The sequence below is a fragment of the Leptothrix ochracea genome, from assembly GCF_041083635.1.
GTDB lineage: Bacteria > Pseudomonadota > Gammaproteobacteria > Burkholderiales > Burkholderiaceae_C > Sphaerotilus > Sphaerotilus ochraceus.
In genome coordinates, this window is record NZ_JBFPHB010000015.1 from 1 (window position 1) to 20,913 (window position 20,913).

A 20,913-nucleotide genomic window follows, 5' to 3' on the forward strand; every position below is an offset into this window, starting at 1 on the left:
GTACGTGGGCCTTGGTGCCATCGGTGGCATGAACGAACGCGACGTTCCCACCCATCCAAGGCCAACGGGTGCTCAGCATGAGCGTGCTATTCGTCCACTAGGATCAGCCACCACCGATTCCCGCACCGAGCCCCTCCAAGCGGTGCAGCGTCACCACGTGGATGTAGGCTTGGGTGGTGCTTTTTAGGCGGCGTTCGTAGTAACGCGCAAAACACGGCAGCGCCAGCACCAACGCCACACCCGCGGGCAGAAAACGCCCCTCGGCGATAAACAACACCGCTGCCAGCGCACACACCACCAACAGACTGCGAAAGAACTTCGAATCGGCCTCCAGCCGATGCACGTCCTCAGCCGCTGCGGGGCATTTGGCCAGCAGCACCGCGCGGGACCACTGGTAGGTGTTGAGCGCTTTTTGCTCCGAAGGATCGACCAAGCTGTTGCGAATGCGCGTGGCGCACTGATAGGCGCTCTCGTTGCCGTAAGGGTTGAAGCGCTCGCGCAAGGCGTTGTAGAAGCGGTCAATCCACGAGCCCACCAGAAAGATCAGGTGGCCCAAGAAATAAGCCGCCGTCAAAAACATCGCCCAACCCACCGCTTCTGAGCTCGGCTTGTCGATCAGCGGTCCCAACACCCACGGCCCCACCCGAGGCCCCAACATCGCCGTCGCAATCGCCCCCGGCAACAAGATGGCAAAGAAGTCGAGCACACCGACAAAGAAATCACTGGGTTTGGGCATGCTCGGCTCGCTCGGAAGGCTCAGAGTGGGGATCAGACCCGCTGCGTCACCCAGGCCTGCACGCTCGCCAAGGCGGCGGGCACGTGCGCCGGCTCGGTACCACCGGCCATGGCCATGTCGGGCTTGCCGCCGCCCTTGCCGCCGACTTGACCGGCGACAAAGTTGACCAGCTCACCCGCCTTGACCTTGGACGTCACGTCAGCGGTGACGCCAGCCGCGATCTGCACCTTGGCGCCGTCCACGGCGACCAGCACGATCACGGCGGTTTTCAGCTTGTTCTTGAGCTGATCCATGGTGGTGCGCAGCGTGGTGGCGTCAGCGCCGTCGAGCTGCGCGGCCAGCACCTTGACACCGTTGACGTCCACGGCTTGCGCGCTCAACGCGTCGCCTTGGGTGGATGCCAACTTGCCCTTGAGCGCAGCCACTTCTTTTTCAAGCGCACGCAAGCTGTCTTGCAAGCTATGGATACGCGCTGGCACGTCGGCCGGGGCGGCCTTGAGCGTCGAGGCCAAGCCGTTGACCGTGCCTTCAAGCGCTTGGCAGTAGCTGAGCGCGTTGTCGCCGGTCAGGGCTTCGATGCGGCGAATGCCGGCGGCCACGCCGCTTTCCGCCACGATCTTGAACAAGCCGATGTCGCCCGTGGCCTTGACGTGGGTGCCACCGCAAAGTTCCTTGCTGGAGCCGATCGAGAGCACGCGCACGCTTTCGCCGTACTTCTCACCAAACAGCATCATCGCGCCCGACTTTTGCGCGTCGTCCAGCGCCATGACCTGCGCGCTGGCCGCCGCATTGGCCAAGACTTCCGCGTTGACCAAAGCTTCAACCTTGCGGATTTGCTCGTCAGTGACGGGTGCGTTGTGGGCAAAGTCGAAACGGGTGCGCTCAAACGTCACCAGCGAGCCCTTCTGCTGCACGTGGCTGCCCAGCACTTCGCGCAGCGCCTTGTGCATCAAGTGGGTGGCGCTGTGGTTGCGCACCGTCTTGGCACGCTGCTCGGCATTGACGCGCGCGACCAAGCTGTCGCCCACCTTCACGCCGCCTTCCACCACCCGGCCGTGATGCCCAAACACATCGGCTTGGATCTTGAAGGTGTCGGCCACGACCACGCGGCTGGTGGCGTTGCGCAACTCGCCCGCATCCCCCGCTTGGCCACCACTTTCAGCGTAGAAGGGGGTGTGATCCAGCACGATCACCGCGTCATCACCCGCTTGCGCAGCGTCAACCGGCGTGCCGTCCACATAGACCGCCACCACCTTGGACGTTTCGCACACCAGATGCTCGTAGCCGTGGAAGGCCGTCGGCGTGCCGGCATATTCGAGGCCGGCGGCCATCTTGAACTTGCCGGCGGCGCGCGCTTGCGAACGCTGGTGTTCCATCGCGGCGTTGAAGCCGGCTTGATCGACCGTCACGCCACGCTCGCGGCAGACGTCGGCGGTCAGATCGACCGGGAAGCCGTAGGTGTCATGCAGCTTGAAGGCGGTTTCGCCCGAAAGAACCGCCTCTACCGCCACCGTTCGCCCTGAGCTTGTCGAAGGGCTGGCGGACGCAGGGGCTTCGACAAGCTCAGCCCGAACGGTGGAGGATTCAGCACCCATGGTTTGGAGAGCCGCTTCGAGGATCTCCATCCCACTGGCGATGGTCTGGAAGAAGCGCTCTTCTTCTTGCTTGAGCACCTCGGTGACGCGGGTTTGAGCGGCGCGCAACTCGGGATAGGCCTCGCCCATCTGGTTGACCAGCTCAGCCACGATTTTGTGGAAGAACGGCGTGCGGGCACCGAGCTTGTAGCCGTGGCGGATGGCGCGGCGGGCGATGCGGCGCAGCACGTAGCCGCGACCTTCGTTGCCAGGGATCACACCGTCCACCACCGTGAAGGAGCAAGCGCGGATGTGGTCGGCAATGACCTTCAAACTTGGGCTGGCCGGATCAACGTCCGTGCCCCCCGATGATTCCACGGCCGACTTGGCCGCTGCCAGCAGGGCGACGAACAGGTCGATCTCGTAGTTGGCGTGTACGTGTTGCAGCACCGCCGTGATGCGCTCCAGACCCATGCCGGTATCGACCGAGGGCTTCGGAAGGCGATGCATCACACCATCTTCCGTGCGGTTGAACTGCATGAAGACGTTGTTCCAGATCTCGATGTAGCGGTCGCCGTCCTCTTCTGGGCTGCCCGGCGGGCCGCCGGGGATGCCTTCACCGTGGTCAAAGAAGATCTCGGTGCAGGGGCCGCAGGGGCCGGTGTCGCCCATCATCCAGAAGTTGTCGGACATGTAGCGTCCGCCCTTGTTGTCGCCGATGCGGATGATCCGCTCGGCCGGCACGCCGACCACCTTGTGCCAGATGTCATAGGCCTCGTCGTCTTCCGAGTAAACCGTGACCCAGAGCTTGTCCTTGGGCAGCTTGAAATGCACCGTCAGCAGCTCCCACGCATAGCTGATGGCGTCATGCTTGAAGTAGTCGCCGAAGCTGAAGTTGCCCAGCATCTCGAAGAACGTGTGGTGCCGCGCGGTGTAGCCCACGTTGTCCAGATCGTTGTGCTTGCCGCCGGCGCGGATGCACTTTTGGCTGGTGGTGGCGCGGGTGTAGGGTCGCTTGTCAAAGCCAAGGAACACGTCCTTGAACTGGTTCATCCCGGCGTTGGTGAACAGCAAGGTCGGGTCGTCGCCCGGGACCACGGGGCTGGACGCCACGATCTGGTGGCCCTTGGAGGCGAAGAAATTCAGGAAGGTCGAACGGATTTCTGAAGCTTTCATGGGGTTCCCAGCGCTTGGGCGGCGGGTCACTGCGTCTGATGATGAATGGCGGCGATTCTACCGGCCACGATCTTGGGCAGAATCACAGCACCACACCTCCACCACCGGCCGTCACACCACCGGCTTTCCATCATGTCCACAACAACAAGCGTCTCAAGCACCCCTTCCACCAACGCTGAACTGATGGCTCGCCGCCGCGCCGCCTTGCCTGCGGGCTTGGGCCAGACGCACGAGATCTTTGTGCAGCACGCCGACAACGCCGAGGTTTGGGACGTCGAGGGCCAACGCTATCTCGACTTTGCTGGCGGCATCTCCGTCCTGAACAGTGGGCATCGCCACCCCGCCGTGGTGGCCGCCGTCCAAGCTCAGCTGGCGCACTACACCCACACCTGCTTCCAAGTGCTGGCTTACGAGCCCTATGTGGCGCTGGCCGAAAAGCTCAACGCCCGCGCCCCAGGCGCAGCAGCCGAGGGCGAACAGCGCATCCACTGGAAGAGCTTTTTCATGACCACCGGCGCTGAGGCGGTGGAAAACGCCATCAAGATCGCCCGCGCCGCCACCGGCCGCCCCGGGGTGATCGCCTTTGGCGGCGGTTTTCATGGCCGCACGCTGATGGGCTTGGCGCTGACCGGCAAGGTCTCGCCCTACAAAAAGTCCTTCGGCCCCTTCCCGGCCGAGGTCTACCACGCGCCCTTTCCCAGCCCACGCCACGGGGTGAGCATCGAAGACTCGCTCTACGCCATTGAGCACCTCTTCAAGGCCGACATCGAGCCCAGCCGCGTGGCCGCCATCTTGCTGGAGCCGGTGCAAGGCGAAGGCGGCTTCCACATCGCACCCATCGAATGGGTGCAGCGCCTGCGTCAAATCTGCGATCAGCACGGCATTTTGTTGATCGCCGACGAGGTGCAAACCTGCGCCGGCCGCACCGGGCGCTGGCTGGCCTGCGAGCACTGGTACGAACACGCCGGGATTGCGCCGGACCTGATCACCATGGCCAAGTCGATGGCTGGCGGCATGCCGATCTCGGCCGTCTTGGGCCGCAGCGCGCTGATGGACGCCCCGGCGCCCGGCGGCCTTGGGGGCACCTACGCCGGCAACCCGCTGGCCTGCGCGGCGGCCTTGGCGGTGATGGACGTGTTTGAGAGCGAGAACCTCCTTGAGCGCGCCACCAAGCTGGGCAAACGCCTGCGCACCGGCCTGAGCGCCTTGCAAACGCTGCACCCGTGCATCGCCGACATGCGCGGTTTGGGCGCGATGGTGGCCATTGAGCTCGGCCGCGACGGCAACTTGCTGCTGCCCGACGCCGACCGCACCCGCCGCGTGATCGCCGAAGCGGCCCGGCGCGGTTTGATCCTGCTGTCATGCGGCTCAGACGCCAACGTCATCCGCCTGATGGTGCCCCTGACCGCTTCCGACGCCCAACTCGACGAAGGCTTGGCCATCCTCGGGGCCAGCCTCGAAGCGACAGCCTAAAGACGACCCGTTTGACTTCTTGACATCGCCATGACGACGACGCATCTCCCCCAACGCTTCCTCTGGGACGACCCGCTGCACCTTGAGGCGCAGCTTGAGGAGGTCGAACGCCAAGTGCGTGACGCAACCCGGCGCTTTTGCCAAGAAGCCCTAGCGCCCCGGGTCTGCGCCGCCTTTCGCCACGAACAAACCGATCCCGGTTTGTTCAAGGAGTTTGGCGCGCTCGGACTCTTGGGCTCGACGTTGCCGCTGGAGTGTGGCGGCGGTGGGCTCAATCAGGTCTGCTACGGGCTGGCAGCGCGTGAGGTCGAACGGGTCGATTCAGGCTATCGCTCGATGATGAGCGTGCAAAGCTCGCTGGTGATGCTGCCGATCCACAGCTTCGGCACCGAGGCCCTGCGCCAGCGCTTGCTGCCCCCACTGGCGCGCGGCGAGTTGATCGGCTGCTTCGGCCTGACCGAGCCCGACTCAGGCTCCGACCCCGCCAGCATGCGCAGCCGCGCTCGGGCGGTGCCGGGCGGCTATCAGCTCACGGGCCGCAAAATGTGGATCACCAACGCGCCCATCGCCGATGTCTTCGTCATCTGGGCCAAGGACGAGGCCAACGAGATCCGAGGCTTTGTGCTTGAGCGCGGTGCAGCGGGCCTCAGCACCCCCACCATCCACGGCAAAGTGGGCCTGCGCACCAGCATCACCGGCGAGATCGTGATGGACGAGGTCTTCTGCCCCGCAGAAAACGTTTTCCCCGACGTGCGTGGCTTGAAAGGCCCCTTCACCTGCTTGAACAGCGCCCGCTACGGCATCGCTTGGGGCGCACTTGGCGCCGCCGAGGACTGCTGGCACACCGCGCGCCGCTACACCCTCGACCGCCACCAATTCGGCCGTCCCTTGGCCGCCAATCAACTGGTGCAGAAAAAGCTGGCCGACATGCAAACCGAGATCACCCTGGCCCTGCAAGGCTGCCTGCGCCTAGGCCGCATGAAAGACGAAGGCATCGATGCCCCCGAAATCACCAGCATGATGAAGCGCAACTCCTGTGGCAAAGCCCTAGACATCGCCCGCACCGCCCGCGACATGCTCGGCGGCAACGGCATCAGCGACACCTTCCCCATCGCCCGCCACCTCGTCAACCTCGAAGTCGTCAACACCTACGAAGGCACCCACGACATCCACGCCCTCATCCTGGGCCGGGCGCAGACGGGGATTCAGGCGTTTGGTTAAAAATCCGACTGAAAATCATCAAAACAACCAAAGTGACGCAATGCATTCACGATTCTCACCAACGAACTCTCGATTTTCCATCGAAGCTCATATCGACACGAATAACTTGCAAGGCAATCACGAAGGATATCAACCATGCCTCGTGATTAACACCACTTTCAAAATCTCTGCCGAACATAATTGGCAAAGAAACAACGTAAAAACCGCGTACTTAGGTCATGTTAGCGGTAGCTTATTTATGGGCAATGGCCTAATTACTCACGCCATACCAACATCGGTGAACCGACTGTATCGATATGAATACACGGATGACTTTTATATTTCATTTTATTTTCCGATCAGCCATCGACAAATTGAATGGATAGAAAAGCGTCGGGCGGGCGATGATTTATCACTGGCTCTTGATTTTCATATCGCAACGCAGATTCACAGTGAGCATGGAATCATCGATGCGATAGACACCACTCGAAAACTTGAATTCACAGTGCCAGGTCGAAAGTGGCAAGAGCAACACCTACCGCAGCTTGGATTTGGGAAAATTATTTCCATCGAGATGCCGACCATTTCAATTGAGGCGATAGAAGAAAATCAGCACGCCTATAAAGCCCTAAAAAAAGCGAATGATTTATTTATCAATGGCGATTACGATCAGGCAGCCAGTCTTTGCAGAATATCACTGGAACAGTTCTTTGAACAAGTTGAAATTCCAGACAACAAAGGCAATACAAAGAAAATACCCAGACTCAAGAAATCGTGGGAAACAAAACTCGGGCAGGCAACATACGACTGGCTAAATACAACGCTTAGCAGTCTCAAAGACGCCACCAACAAATCCCACCACAGCCCGAATAGTCATTTTGATCGAGTCGGCGCACATCTGGTTTTGATGATCACAACAGCGGTCGTTACTTATGCAGGTTCAGAGCCAAAGAGTGACGCCAACAGTCATGATTAATAACATCAACCGCAATCAGCCGGACCGTTGGAAAGCGGATATTGCGGCGTCTGTGGATCTTTACAACACGTGGTTCATGGACTTTGCGCCGAGCACGTTTCGGGCGATGCGGGTCAAAACGGCACGGGATGTTGCCAGCGCCTTGGCGGCCACGAACAACCTGATGAAGATCACACCTGAATTACTGGCAGCAAGTCCGGGCGTGTTGCCGATGTTGCGCATGGCAACGTGCCCACCGATTGCACGGGATCGACTGATCGGTTTAGCGGGTGTCTCTAAGAATTTGGTCGAGAGCATGGAGGATGCTGAACACCCTCGGGTGCCGCCGCGCATGTCTTCGGAGCAAAGCCAGACCGAGCTGCTCAAAATTGCCGCCATCCTGCGTCGCCTCGCCGACCCGGACATCTTCACGTGGTTGAACCGAGATGCACCAGCAACAGCCGTAGAGATCGAACGGGCAGCCACCGTCGTAGCAGATCGCCTGTGCGGCTCGGCGTCGGACCCCATTATTCGCAACGCACAAGAGCGGCGGCAACTCCAACGCATCAGTGACTGGTTACAAGCCAAAGGGTATGTGCTTGCGGCACCAGGCACCAAATTCAATGCCATGGCGGCTGGTACCTATGCGATGCGACTGAATGTGCCGATCCAACTCATCAACGAACGAGGTGTGGTCAAACAGATCAACATCCCCATCGACACCGCCATCCAGCCCAAGCATGCCGCACCCGGTGCACTGCCTTTGATGATTGAGGCCAAGTCGGCAGGTGACTTCACCAACACAAACAAACGGCGGAAGGAAGAGGCCCTCAAGATGCAGCAATTGCGCGCCACCCATGGGCCAGATGTGCGCTTCATCCTTTTTCTATGCGGCTATTTCGGCTCCGACTATCTGGGCTACGAGGCGGCCGAAGGTATCGACTGGGTATGGGAACACCGTATCGACGATCTGGCTGCATGCGCGCTATGAATGATCTGCCCGCCCTCGAAGCTATCCGCTGTACCCAGCAAGCAATTTTGGATGCCGGCAAATCCAAACCGGCCCGCAACGCCTTGGGGCAGTTCGCTACACCAACCGCCTTGGCGCGGGACATCTTGAATCACGCTCTGAGCTTGTTTGACCCCAAAGAGAAGGTGCGCTTTCTGGACCCAGCCATCGGTACGGGCTCATTTTTCTCGGCCTTGTTGGCCGAGCTTGGTGAAACTGCCAGCACCCGCATGGCTCACGCGCTGGGCTTTGAGATCGATCCACACTACGGCTTGCCTGCCCAAGCGTTGTGGGCCGAAACGAGTCCACGGCTCGACATTCAGATCCAAGACTTCACTCGCCAACGTGCCCCCACTCCGGCTGCATCAAGCGCGAACCTGTTGATCTGCAACCCTCCTTATGTGCGCCACCATCATCTGGGTGCCGACACCAAGGCCCGCTTGCAATCCTTGAGCGCCCAAGCGGCAGGCATGGCGTTATCCGGTCTAGCTGGGCTCTACGCCCACTTCATGGCCTTGGCTCACCCATGGATGGCCCCGCAGGCGGTGGCGTGCTGGTTGATTCCGAGCGAGTTCATGGATGTGAACTATGGGCGCGAGGTGAAGCGTTATTTGCGCGAGCGCGTCACGCTGCTACGCATCCATCGCTTTGATCCCAACGACGCTCAATTTGACGATGCGTTGGTCTCTTCGGCTGTGGTCTGGCTGCGCAACGCCCCACCGCCACCCAACCATGTGGTCGAGTTCACCGAGGGTGGTAGCCATCGCATGCCCAGAATCCAGCGCAACGTGGCCCTCAACGAGCTGAGTGACAGCATCAAATGGACGCGCTTTCCAGCCCATGCGGCCCAGCCGGCGCTGCTCAAGGCAACCGAAGAGCCTCCTAGGCTGAAGGACTTCTTTGACATTCGGCGCGGTATCGCCACAGGCGACAACGCCTTTTTCATCCTTCCGGCTGATCAAGTGATCGCCCTTGGTTTGCCATGGAGCCAGATGAAACCGATCCTGCCCGGACCGCGCTATCTAAGCGACGACCGGATCGAGGCCAACAGCGCAGGGCATCCACTGGTGTCGCGCTCGCTGTTTCTGGTCGATTGCCGTTTGCCAGAATCGCTGATCGAAGCGCAATACCCCAGCCTGTGGGCGTATTTGCAAAGCGGCCGTGAGGCGATGCTCAAACGCTATATCTGCTCGCACCGTTCACCGTGGTATCTGCAAGAGAACCGCCCGCCAGCACCGCTGCTCTGCACCTACATGGGCCGCAACGACAGCGACAAAGCCCGTCCATTCCGATTCATCCTGAACCGTTCGCGAGCAGTGGTGGCCAATACGTATCTCAATCTCTACCCCAAACCCCACGTCGCCCAGCGACTTGCTGAACACCCGGAACTCCTTGAGGCCCTCTGGTCTGCCCTGAACCGGCTTAGCCCAGCGCACCTCTTGACCGAGGGACGCGTCTACGGCGGGGGTTTGCACAAAATCGAGCCCAAAGAATTGGCCCAAGTGGCCGTGGAAGAGATCGCCACCCTTTTGCATATCGATATGGCGCAAGACTACGATTTGTTTGGCCAGATCCAGTACACATAGATGTTGATCATGTTGGTGGCCCGCTCCCCCACAATCCAGCCCCTTAAAGACTCAGACCATGACCGCTTCCATGTTCACGCAACTCATTGAACCCACTGCCGCGACTCAAGAGACTTCGGGGGAGAGGCCGGCGAGGGAGCGGTTTTTGGCGGTGTTGGGCAGTGCGCTGGCCAGTGGGCAGTGGCGTAAGTTGAGCTTGGGGCGCTTTCGGGGCGAGGACAAGAGTTTGGAGCGGGTGCTGGGGCGGCCGGTGATGTTGCGTGGGGTGGCGCATGTGCAGTTGGTGTATCGGCACAGCACCCAAGACATCACGCACAACGTGCCGACCGCTGAAGCGCTGGCGGTGATTGACGCACTGGTGGCGCTGAAGGGCTTTGAGAGCGCGCATTTGCTCAGCCGCAGCCATGAGGTGCAGCTCACGCTCAAAGCCAAGGGCGGGCGGGATAAGAGCCATCTGAGCATGAAGGCGATGGCCGACGAGGATGGGCAAGAGGGTGGCAAAGCCGAAGGCGACGAGGCTTCAACGCCGGCCAGCGGGCACAACCGCGAAAAAGTGCGGCCCCTGACGCTGCAAAGCCCCTTCTGGCGTGATCTGGGCCTGAGCCATGGCGCGGTGGATGCGCCGCAGCTGGTGCCGGCCATGGCGCGCAAGTGGAAGCAGATCAACAAATTTGTCGAGATTTTCCAAAGCGCCCTCAAGGCTTCGGCCTTGGACCAAGAAACGGTGCGGGTGGTGGACTTTGGCTGCGGCAAAGGCTACTTGACCTTTGCCATGCACGACGCGCTGCACAGCATGGGCCGCAAGCCCGATGTGACTGGCGTGGAGCTGCGCCCCGAGCTGGTCAAGCTCTGCAACACGGCAGCCCAAGCCCACGCGATGAACGGTCTGCACTTTGATGCGGGTGACGTGCGCACCTACACGCCGCTGGGGCTGGATGTGATGGTGGCCTTGCATGCGTGTGACATCGCCACCGATTTCGCCATCCATTTGGGCCTGCGAGCCCGTGCCAGCATCATCCTGTGCGCCCCGTGCTGCCACAAGGAACTGCGCCCGCAGATGCAAAGCCCGGCGCTGCTGCGCCCGCTGCTCAACCACGGCATTCACTTGGGGCAGGAAGCGGAAATGATCACCGACGGCTTGCGCGCCCTGCTGTTGGACGCCGAGGGCTATGACACGCAAGTCTTCGAGTTCACGACGCTGGAGCACACGCTCAAAAACAAGATGATTCTGGCCGTGCGGCGCCAGAATCCGTCATCCCCGCAACACCGCGCCCACATTCACCGCCAGATCGACGCGATCAAACAGTTTTATGGGTTGAAAGAGCAGTGCTTGGAGATGTTGGTGCGAAGTGAGGGGTGAGAACGGTGGGTTCTTAGGCACTCTCTCGCCCCGCATCCGTCGGGGTCAGACGTTGGGGGCAGCGGCGACGTCGCCAGTGCCTTCGTTCGAGGGGTGGTTCGGGTCTTGTTGCCCCGAATCATCAGCAGGACTGCCGTCGGGCTTGTGGAGCTTGCGCTGTTTCTTTTCCTCCGTCTTGCGCTTCTTGGCCAATTCACGTTGCCGTTTTTCGTAGGAATAGTTGGGTGTTGCCAAAGTAGGTGCTCCTGATATGGGTGCCCATTGTGCGACAGCCCTGTAACCAAACAGCAACGAACGACTTGGAAACAACACCCCAAGCAACCCTTGAGCGCTCTGGGCGATGCTTCAGACCGGCTCCACCGTCACCGCGACCTGTGGCACAGGGCGACCGCCACCCCGGATCACACCGCGCAAGGGGGCCACATCGGTGTAGTCGCGGCCCCAAGCCACCGTGACGTGATCCAGACCCGGGGTGACGGCATTGGTCGGATCGAAGGCGATCCAGCCTTGCACGGGGCACCACACCGCCACCCACGCGTGTGAGGCGTCGGCACCGATCAGGCGCTCTTGGCCTTCGGGGGGATGGGTCAACAAGTAACCGCTGACGTAGCGCGCCGCCAGGCCCAGCGAGCGCAGCGCGCCGATCATGACGTGGGCAAAGTCTTGGCACACGCCCTCGCGCCGCCGCAGGGCTTCAAGCGCCTTGGTCGAGACCGAGGTGGCTTGAGGGCGGTAGGCAAAGTCGCTGTGGATGTGGCGCATCAGCGCATCGGCTGCGTCAAGCAAGGGCCGCCCGGGGGTGAAGATCGGTGCGGCAAAGGCAGCCAGTTCAGCATGGACCGGGGCATAGGCCGAAGGCAAGACAAATTCAGCCGCTTCGTCGAGCCGCGCCTTGGCGTGATAGCGCAAGCGCTCGGCCACCGCCTCCCACGCGGGGCTTTTGTCGGCCACCCAAGGCTTGATGGGCTGCACCACCACCCGAAACGAGGCGGACACCACCAACTGCGCATGCACCCGCGCATGCGAAAACACCGCCCGCCAGTTGCCCCAGGTGTCCTCGCTTTCTTGGATGCCTTGGACCGCGCCTTCGGGCTCGGGGTGGATCAGCAAACGCCAGTCATGCACCGTTTGCCACGGGGTGTTGCGTGGACGCAGGTGCGCCATGTGATGTGCCAACTCCACGGGGGCGCCGTAGACATAGCGTGTTTCGTGCAACACCCGCAACTGGCGGGTGTCCAAGAGGGCCAAAGCCTCAGCACTCGCTTCACCGTCACTCATTGCCAAACCGCCTTCTCTTCAGCTGCTGCGTGCGAAAAAAGCCGCCGACTCACTTCGCTGGACAAACGCTGCGCACTTTGGCTACAGGTGCGCAAGGCGGCGATGAGCGCGCTGTATTGACCCAGTTCATCCGGGGTGGCCAGCACGGCCAAGGACCACGCCTCGGGCTGCGGCAACGTCGCAGTGACCGACTCGGCCCAATCTGAGTCGTGACGCGCCAACTTGCGCAGCCGGTCGCGCAAGGTGCGTGCCACCCACGCTAAAGAACGCGGGTTGTCGGTATCAAGCACCAACAGATGCAGCAGCGGCGGGACTTCGCGGCGCGCTTGGAACTGCGCTCGGTAGGTGATGGTGCTGTCAAACAGACCCAGCAACAGGGCAAAACCGTCCTCGATGCGATGCAAACCGTGCTCAAAGCCGGTCGCCAAGGCGTCGGCCAACATATCCAAGCGTTCGATCTGACGGCCCACGCTCAGCAAACGCCAACCGTCATCGCGCGTCATGCGGTCGGTCTGCGCCCCGGTGATCGCCGCCAAGTAAGTTCCCACTTGATCGAGCACACCCAGCACCTCGCTGACCGGCTCGCCCTCTTCGCTGCCCATGACAGTGCGCAAGTCGGTGTCAAAGCGATCGGCGATTTCGTGGATCAAGGTCCAGTGCTCGGGCGAGAGCCGCTCACGCAGCGCTTCAGCACAACCTCGCAGGGCTTTGAGGTTGTAGCCGACGCTGGCCACCGGACCGGCGCCGGGCGCTTGCAGCATGGCTTGGAGCAAGGCGTGCTCGAAGGCCCGCGAGGTGGCCACCGAGACTTGGCCCTTGGCGTCCAACGGCCCCGGCACGGTGGCGCTCACCATGCTGTTGCGCACCGCCAAAGCGTGCAACACCGCCAGCACCGGCGCGCTGGCCCCGGCCAAAGCATCAAACAACAAACGCGCTAGGCGCAGGGTGTTTTCAGCGCGCTCGGTGTAGCGACCGATCCAGAACAGGTTCTCGGCCGCCCGGCTGGTGATGGGTCGGTGCCAACCCACCAGATCCTCAGGCGCCAAAGGCTTGGGCAAAAGCGAGGTCGGATCGACCGGACCATCGGTCAGCGCCCACGTGTCGGTGCTGGCGCTACCGCGCTGGATGGAGAGGAACGCGTCGGCGCTGCCGCCCTGCCCTGTGCCCACCCGTGTCAAGCCGCCAGGCAGCACCCGCCAGCCGCCTTGGCCGTCGGCCACGGCGTAGCAGCGCACCACAGCGGGCCGACTTTCGATCTGGCCCTCAGACCAGACAGGATGCCGCGACAGCCGTGCCGGCGCTTGCAAGGTGTAGGCCGCTGAATTGGCGTCGATCGCCTCTTGCAAGGCTTTGAGCTCAAGGGGCGAGAGCAAAGCGGCGATGCGCGGCTCAAAACGCCCCGTGACCTCCGTGGCGGGGAAAGTCGGCAAGACGACGAATTCCGCCAGCCGCTCGCGGTGCTGCCGCCAGACCGCCGCCTCACCACACCACCAACTGGTGGTGGCCGGCAGCAGCAGCTCTTCGCCCAGCAAGCGGCGCGAAACAGCCGGCCAGAAGGCGGTCAGCCCCGGGCTTTCCAGCACCCCCGCGCCCGGCATGTTGGCCACCACCACCTCACCCGCGCGCAAAGCTTGAATCAAGCCAGGCACCCCCAAGGCCGAGTCGGCACGCAGCTCCAGCGGATCAAGCCATTCGTCATCGACGCGGCGTAGCAGCACATGGACACGCTCTAGGCCATGCAGGGTCTTGAGGTAGAGCTTTTGCTTGCGCACCGTCAGATCACTGCCTTCGACCAAGGTCAAACCGAGGTAGCGCGCCAGAAAAATGTGCTCGAAATAGGTTTCGTTGCGCGGCCCTGGCGTGAGCAAGGCGATGCGCGAACGCTCGCCTGCCGGGCTGGAGCGCATCAAGCCTTCCATCAAAGCTTGGAACGCTGAAGCGATGCGCTGCACCTTGAGTTCACGGAACGCTTCGATGAACTGCTGGGCCACGATCAGGCGGTTTTCCAGCAAATAGCCCAAACCCGAAGGCGCTTGGCTGCGCTGGCCCACCACCCGCCATTTTTCGTCCGGCCCTCGGGCCAGATCAACCGCCACCACATGCAGCCACTGATCCTGATGGGGCTGGATGCCCGCCAGCGGGCGCAGATACTGCGGATGAGCGCAGATCAGCGAGGCCGGCAGCAACCCCTCAGAGAGCAGTTTTTGCGGCCCGTAGACATCGGCCAAGGTGGCGTTGAGCAGGCGCGCGCGCTGCGCCACACCACGCTCCATCTGCCGCCATTCCTCGGCGCCGATCAGGAAAGGCAGCAGCTCCAGCGGCCAAACACGGGCCTGATCGCCTTCTTGGGCGTAGACGTTGTAGGTGGCCCCGTCTTCGCGCACTCGGCGCTGGACCCGGGCGTGGCGGGCGGCGAGGTCCGACCAGCCGGTCGGACCAAGCACGCTCAGAAAGCGCTGCCAAAGCGGCCCAGCGCAAGCGTTGACCAGCGGATCAGCGGCAGGACTGGATGTGGGCGAGGTGATCGGACGTGCATGCATAGCGTCATGATGCCCGAGGCCAAGCACCACAACGCACCGCCCTATCCCTTAATGCACGCTGAGACGCCGCCCCATTCGGCGTTAGACCCGGCGCAAATCCAGCGAGAAGGGGAACTCCTGGCTCTGCTCGGGGGGGCTGACGTCGATGCGACCGATGCTGTGACCCATCGCAAAGAAGCGGCCCAAACGCCGGCTTTCAGCTTCGAAAGCATTGACCGGGAAGGTGTCGTAGTTACGCCCGCCCGGATGCGCCACGAAGTACTGGCAACCCCCCAAGGAGCGATGCATCCAGCTGTCCACCAAGTCGAAGGTCAGCGGTGCATGCACCTTGATGCTCGGATGCAAGGCCGAAGGCGCTTCCCAAGCGCGGTAACGCACCCCGCCGACAAACTCGCCCACCCGCCCAGTCGGTTGCAGCGGCACCGGCACGCCGTTGACCGTGACCACGTGACGCGGGTTGATGAGGCCCGTGACCTTGATCTCGATGCGCTCCAGCGAGGAATCGACGTAGCGCACCGTGGTGCCGGCCGCGCCCTCTTCGCCCATCACGTGCCAAGGCTCCAAGGCGTTGCGCAGCGTCATGTGCACGCCACGCGCCGTGACCTCGCCGACCTTGGGGAAACGGAACTCGAAGTGCGGTGCAAACCACGCCTTGTCAAAGGCGTAGCCCGACTGGTTCATCTCGTCCATCACGTCGTCGAAATCCATCTGGATGAAGGTCGGCAACAAGAAGCGGTCGTGCAACTCGGTGCCCCAACGCACCAGCGGCGTGGTGTAGGGCGTTTTCCAGAAGCGCGCGATCAAGGAGCGCAGCAGCAACTGCTGCACGATCGACATGCGGGCATGCGGCGGCATTTCAAACGCACGCAGCTCCAGCAAACCCAGGCGGCCGGTTGAGCTATCGGGTGAATAGAGCTTGTCGATGCAGAACTCGCTGCGGTGCGTGTTGCCGGTCGCATCGATCAAGATGTTGCGCAACGTGCGGTCCACCAGCCATGGCGGCATGTCTTGGCGATAGGCCTTTTTGTTGCGTTCAATCTGTTCGAGCGCAATTTCCAGCTCATAGAGCTGATCGTTGCGCGCTTCGTCCACCCGGGGCGCTTGGCTGGTCGGGCCGATGAACAAGCCGCTGAACAAGTAGCTCAAGGAAGGATGGTTGTGCCAAAAGCGCAGCAAGCTGGCCAGCAAGTCAGGCCGACGCAGGAAAGGCGAATCGGCCGGCGTGGCCCCGCCCAACACCATGTGATTGCCGCCGCCGGTGCCCGTGTGGCGACCGTCGAGCATGAACTTCTCGGTCGAGAGGCGGGTTTTCCAGGCCGCGTCGTAGAGGAATTCGGTGTGCTCGACCAGTTCGGTCCAGTTGTGCGCCGGATGGATGTTGACCTCGATCACGCCCGGGTCCGGGGTGACTTGGAGCATCTTCAAGCGCGGATCGCGCGGTGGCGGATAGCCTTCAAGCACCACCTTCATGCCCAACTCAGCCGCCGTGGCTTCCAAAGCAGCCAGCAAATCGAGGTAGTCCTCCAGATGCTTCAAGGGCGGCATGAAGACATACAGCACGCCGCTGGGGCTGCCGACAGCTTCAGCCTTGGGCCCATTGGCCCGGCGAGGATCACGCACTTCGACGCACAAGGCGGTGCGGCTGATCCAATGGGCTGATTCGAACCGCTCGGGTGAGCGTGCCAACTCGTCGGTGCTCAGGAAGGCGGCGGGGCTTTCCCCCTCGCCCATCTTGGGAGAAGACCGGGGTGAGGGCTGCTGCGACAGCTCGCCCGCCAACGCTTGCACGCCCACCGTCCCGCCTTCGGCAAAGCCGCCACCCACCGCGTGCGGGGCGTACTGGCTGCGCAAGGTGGCCGCTGTCGGTAAAGCGTCACGCGGGGCAAACGGGTCGTGCTCGAAGTGATAGGGGTAGTCCGCCGACTTGACCCACGGCAGGGAGTCGAGCGGCAGGCGGTAGCCCATCGGTGAATCGCCCGGGATCAGGTACATGCGCTCGTCGCGGAAGAACCACGGCCCGGTGCGCCAAGGCCGATCCCAGCCCGAACCCGGCTCGCCGTCGCGCTTCAAGGGCAAGACATAGCCGACTTCGGCCTCTAAGCCTTGATCGAAGACGCGGCGCAGGCGCTGACGCTCCATCTCGTCGTCGAGCTTGCTGTGGAAGGGATCGACGTTGACCGGCAAGCGGCGTTCGCGCCACAGGTAGTACCACGTGTCTTCGTAGGCGGTTTGCAGCGTCTTGTCACCCACGCCCAGCTTGGTGCTGAGGAGGCTGATGAAGCGCTTGGCATCCGCAGCGGTGTAGGCATGCGGCTCGCGCTCGTCAGCAAACAAGCTGGGGTCGTGCCAGCAAGGTTGGCCGTCGGCGCGCCAAAAGATCGACAGCGCCCAGCGCGGCAATTGCTCGCCCGGATACCACTTGCCTTGACCGTAGTGCAAGAAACCGCTCGCACCGTAGTGGTCGCGCAGACGCTGCACCAAGTCTTGGGCAAACAGTCGCTTGGTCGGCCCCAACGCTTCGGTGTTCCATTCATCGCCATCGCGGTCATCGACCGAAACGAAGGTCGGCTCGCCGCCCATGGTCAGGCGCACGTCGCCCGCGACCAGTTCTTCATCAACCGCCTCGCCCAGCGCCAGCATCTGGGCCCACTGCTCTTCGGTGTAGGGCTTGGTGACCCGCGGGGTTTCGACGATGCGGCTGATGCGCATCGTGTGCTCGAACGTCACTTCGCACTTGTCCACGGCACCGCTGATCGGTGCTGCGCTCGACGGCTGCGGCGTGCAGGCCACCGGAATGTGACCCTCACCCGCCATCAAGCCCGAGGTCGGGTCCAAGCCGACCCAGCCTGCACCGGGCAAATAAACCTCGCACCAAGCGTGCAAGTCGGTGAAATCGACCTCGGTACCGCTCGGGCCGTCCAGCGCCAGCACATCGCTCTTGAGCTGGATCAGGTAGCCAGAGACAAAGCGTGCGGCCAAGCCCAAATGACGCAGGGTTTCGACCAGCAGCCAGCCGGTATCGCGGCACGAACCCGAAGCCTTGACCAGCGTTTCCTCGGGCGTTTGCACGCCGGGTTCCATGCGGATGGTGTACTTGATCTGCTGCTGCAAGCGCTGATTGATGCCCACGAGGAAGTCGATGGTGCGCACTTCCTTGAGGTCGATGCTGTCAAGGAAGGCTTGCACCACCGGTGTGGCAGGCTCAGCCACCAAGTACGGTGCCAGCTCCAGCTTCAGATCCTCTTCGTAGCTGAAGGGGAAGTTTTCAGCCCCCGGCTCCAAGAAGAAGTCGAACGGGTTGTAGACCGACATCTCGGCCACCAGATCGACGCTGACCTTGAACTCGGTGGTGGTTTCCGGAAAAACCAGCCGGGCTTGGTAGTTGGCGAACGGGTCTTGCTGCCAGTTGACGAAATGACCTTCGGGCTCGACCTTGAGCGAGTAGGACAGAATCGGCGTGCGGCAGTGCGGCGCCGGCCGCAAACGCACGATCTGCGGTGACAAGCTGACCGCACGGTCGTAGCGGTAGTGCGTGATGTGACTCAGTGCAACGTGAATGGACACAAGTAATCCCTTAAAAATCAACGGGCCGAAACCAAAAAGTCGCGGCTGATACCCCCGCCCAAATCGCTCACCCGGTCGAGAAACTGGGTCAGATAGGCGTGCAGGCCAGTGGTCAGAATTTCATCGATGCGGTTGAACGCCAGATCGGCGCGCAGACGTCCCGCGCGGCGCTGCGTCTCGGCCGAATGGTCATTGGCCACCAAGGCCAAATTGGTCACCACCTCGTTGATGGAGGCGGCCAAGGAGCGCGGCATGTCGGGGCGCAGGATCAAAAGCTCCGCCACTTTCTCGGGCTGGATGACGTTGCGGTAGACCTTGCGATAGACCTCGAAGCCCGAGACCGACCGCAAAATGGCGCTCCAGTGATAGAAGTCGTACTCCTGATCCTTGGCATCCGCCGCGCCGTAAAAATCGCTCTCGACAGCGTGGAACTTCACATCCAGCAAGCGAGCCGTGTTGTCGGCGCGTTCCAAAAAGGTGCCGATGCGCACAAAGTGCAGCGCCTCGTCTTGCAGCATGGTGCCGACCTGCACCCCGCGTGAGAGGTGCGAGCGGAACTTGACCCACTCAAAGAAAGCCCCCGGATCGCGCTCAAAAGCGCTGTCCTTGAGCATGCGGTTGAACTCCAGCCACGTCTGGTTGGTGGTTTCCCAGACCTCGGTGGTCAGCGCACCACGCACCGCCCGAGCGTTCTCCCGCGCCGCACGCAGGCACGACACGATGCTGGACGGATTGCTCTCGTCGCGCACCATGAATTGCATGACCTTGCGGGCCTCGACCGCACCGTAGCGGTCTTGGTAGATGGTGCTGAGCTCAGAGATGCTCAGCAACCCGCGCCAGCCCTGCTCAGACACCGCCGCTGACTGCGGCAGCAGCGAGGTCTGGTAATTCACATCCAGCATGCGTGCCGTGTTCTCGGCGCGCTCCATGTAGCGCGCCATCCAAAACAAGTGATCCGCCGTTCTTGACAGCATGTTCAGTCCTCCAAAACCCAGGTGTCTTTGGTCCCGCCACCTTGTGACGAATTGACCACCAGTGAGCCCTCTTTCAACGCAACGCGGGTCAAACCGCCCGGCACCATCTGCACGTCCTTGCCGGAGAGCACGAACGGCCGCAAATCGATGTGACGCGGCGCAATGCCTTGGTCCACAAAGGTGGGACAGGTAGAAAGGCTCAAGGTCGGCTGGGCGATGTAGTTGCTTGGGTTGGCCAGCAAATGCATGCGGAAATCAGCGATCTCTTGCTTGCTGGCAGCGGGACCCACCAACATGCCGTAGCCGCCCGCACCGTGCACTTCTTTCACCACCAGCTCGGGCAGATGGTCGAGGACGTACTTGAAGTCGTCCTTCTCGCGGCACAGATAGGTCGGCACATTGTTCAGGATCGGTTTCTCACCCAAGTAAAACTCGACCATCTTGGGCACGTAGGCGTAAATCGACTTGTCGTCCGCCACACCGGTGCCGATGGCGTTCGAGAGCGTGACGTTGCCCTTGCGCACCACCGAGAGCAGCCCCGGGCAACCCAGCGTCGAGCCTTTGCGGAACACGTCTGGATCGAGAAAGTCATCGTCCAAACGACGGTAGATCACATCGACGCGCTTCGGTCCTTGGGTGGTGCGCATGAAAACAAAGTCGTCCTTGACGAACAAGTCCTGCCCTTCCACCAGCTCAATGCCCATCTGCTGCGCCAAAAAGGCGTGCTCGAAATAGGCCGAGTTGTACATGCCCGGCGTCAACACCACCACCGTGGGCTCGTTGACACCCCCAGGAGCGACGGAGCGCAGCGTCTCCAGCAGCAAATCGGGGTAATGCGCCACCGGAGCGATGCGGTTTTCGGCGAACAGGTCGGGGAAGAGCCGCATCATCATCTTGCGGTTTTCGAGCATGTAGCTCACGCCCGAAGGCACCCGCAAGTTGTCTTCCAAGACGTAATAGCTGCCCGAGCCATCCGCATTCGCCGCCCGCACGATGTCGATGCCGGAGATGTGCGAATACACCCCACCTGGCACATCGACACCGACCATTTCGGGTCGGAACTGGGCGTTGTTCAAGATTTGCTCGGCCGGCACGACCCCCGCCTTGATGATCTCTTGGCCGTGATACACGTCGTGGATAAATCGGTTCAAGGCCGTGACCCGCTGACTCAAGCCTTTTTCCATCTCACGCCACTCATGCGCCGGAATGACGCGTGGAATAAGGTCAAAAGGAATAAGGCGTTCGGTGCCTTCGCCCGAATCCTTGTCGCCATACACCGCAAAGGTGATGCCAACCCGGCGGAAGATCATTTCCGCCTCCTCCCGACGGTCCCGCATCACCTCTTGGGGCTGCTGCGCCAGCCACTCGGCGTAGCTGCGGTAGTGATCCCTGACGGCCGCTGGGCCCGCATGCATTTCATCGAACATCGGTTTCATGGTTTTCGATCTGAATGGACACCCTCAACGTACGCTTTAGCTAGCAAGTTCG

General features: G+C 61.9%; 14 protein-coding genes. 6 read left to right on the plus strand and 8 right to left on the minus strand.

All coding sequences use genetic code 11. From position 1 onward, the window contains the following. Positions 1-103: 103 nt before the first annotated feature. Together AB3X39_RS06675 and alaS are read right to left on the minus strand one after the other, a co-directional pair. A complete protein-coding gene (locus AB3X39_RS06675) occupies positions 104-736 on the minus strand; it encodes a hypothetical protein (RefSeq protein WP_369416583.1) in 633 nt (210 codons plus the stop codon). A 32-nt stretch (positions 737-768) separates the two neighbouring features. After that, entirely contained in the window at positions 769-3,486 is a 2,718-nt protein-coding gene (gene alaS, locus AB3X39_RS06680; protein ID WP_369416584.1) for an alanine--tRNA ligase, read from the minus strand. Between the two features lie 132 nt (positions 3,487-3,618). Here alaS and gabT point away from each other — a divergent pair, with 132 nt between their 5' ends. The 6 genes from gabT to AB3X39_RS06710 are packed head-to-tail and all read left to right on the plus strand — an operon-like array spanning position 3,619 to position 11,069. Continuing rightward, positions 3,619-4,959 (plus strand): 4-aminobutyrate--2-oxoglutarate transaminase, encoded by a 1,341-nt coding sequence (gene gabT / locus AB3X39_RS06685; RefSeq protein ID WP_369416585.1) that lies wholly within the window; start codon positions 3,619-3,621, stop codon positions 4,957-4,959. A gap of 30 nt (positions 4,960-4,989) precedes the next feature. Beyond that, complete coding sequence (locus AB3X39_RS06690) at positions 4,990-6,180, plus strand: acyl-CoA dehydrogenase (RefSeq protein WP_369416586.1); 1,191 nt, start codon at positions 4,990-4,992, stop codon at positions 6,178-6,180. Next, complete coding sequence (locus AB3X39_RS06695; protein WP_369416587.1) at positions 6,173-7,135, plus strand: hypothetical protein; 963 nt, start codon at positions 6,173-6,175, stop codon at positions 7,133-7,135. Before AB3X39_RS06690 ends, AB3X39_RS06695 begins: the two co-directional genes overlap by 8 nt. After that, entirely contained in the window at positions 7,128-8,105 is a 978-nt protein-coding gene (locus tag AB3X39_RS06700; RefSeq protein WP_369416588.1) for a XamI family restriction endonuclease, read from the plus strand. Before AB3X39_RS06695 ends, AB3X39_RS06700 begins: the two co-directional genes overlap by 8 nt. Further along, on the plus strand, positions 8,093-9,709 hold the full coding sequence (locus AB3X39_RS06705; protein ID WP_369416589.1) for an Eco57I restriction-modification methylase domain-containing protein: 1,617 nt from the start codon (positions 8,093-8,095) through the stop codon (positions 9,707-9,709). The genes AB3X39_RS06700 and AB3X39_RS06705 overlap by 13 nt, the downstream gene beginning before the upstream one ends. 58 nt (positions 9,710-9,767) lie before the next feature. Then, positions 9,768-11,069, plus strand: coding sequence for a class I SAM-dependent methyltransferase (locus AB3X39_RS06710; RefSeq protein ID WP_369416590.1), 1,302 nt, complete (start codon positions 9,768-9,770; stop codon positions 11,067-11,069). Between the two features lie 45 nt (positions 11,070-11,114). Here AB3X39_RS06710 and AB3X39_RS06715 read toward each other — a convergent pair whose 3' ends face one another. The 6 genes from AB3X39_RS06715 to AB3X39_RS06740 form a co-directional block, all read right to left on the minus strand. Then, positions 11,115-11,303: a hypothetical protein gene (locus AB3X39_RS06715; protein WP_369416591.1), complete on the minus strand. Its 189-nt coding sequence runs from the start codon at positions 11,301-11,303 to the stop codon at positions 11,115-11,117. Between the two features lie 111 nt (positions 11,304-11,414). Continuing rightward, on the minus strand, positions 11,415-12,347 hold the full coding sequence (locus AB3X39_RS06720) for a transglutaminase family protein (RefSeq protein WP_369416592.1): 933 nt from the start codon (positions 12,345-12,347) through the stop codon (positions 11,415-11,417). Then, positions 12,344-14,887: a circularly permuted type 2 ATP-grasp protein gene (locus AB3X39_RS06725; protein WP_369416593.1), complete on the minus strand. Its 2,544-nt coding sequence runs from the start codon at positions 14,885-14,887 to the stop codon at positions 12,344-12,346. Before AB3X39_RS06725 ends, AB3X39_RS06720 begins: the two co-directional genes overlap by 4 nt. A gap of 81 nt (positions 14,888-14,968) precedes the next feature. After that, positions 14,969-18,451 (minus strand): transglutaminase family protein, encoded by a 3,483-nt coding sequence (locus AB3X39_RS06730; RefSeq protein WP_369416594.1) that lies wholly within the window; start codon positions 18,449-18,451, stop codon positions 14,969-14,971. 17 nt (positions 18,452-18,468) lie between these two features. Continuing rightward, positions 18,469-19,425: an alpha-E domain-containing protein gene (locus tag AB3X39_RS06735; protein WP_369416595.1), complete on the minus strand. Its 957-nt coding sequence runs from the start codon at positions 19,423-19,425 to the stop codon at positions 18,469-18,471. Between the two features lie 2 nt (positions 19,426-19,427). Beyond that, the gene (locus AB3X39_RS06740) at positions 19,428-20,861 is read right to left on the minus strand and encodes a circularly permuted type 2 ATP-grasp protein (RefSeq protein ID WP_369416596.1); all 1,434 of its coding nucleotides are present in this window, start codon (positions 20,859-20,861) and stop codon (positions 19,428-19,430) included. Positions 20,862-20,913 lie beyond the last annotated feature (52 nt).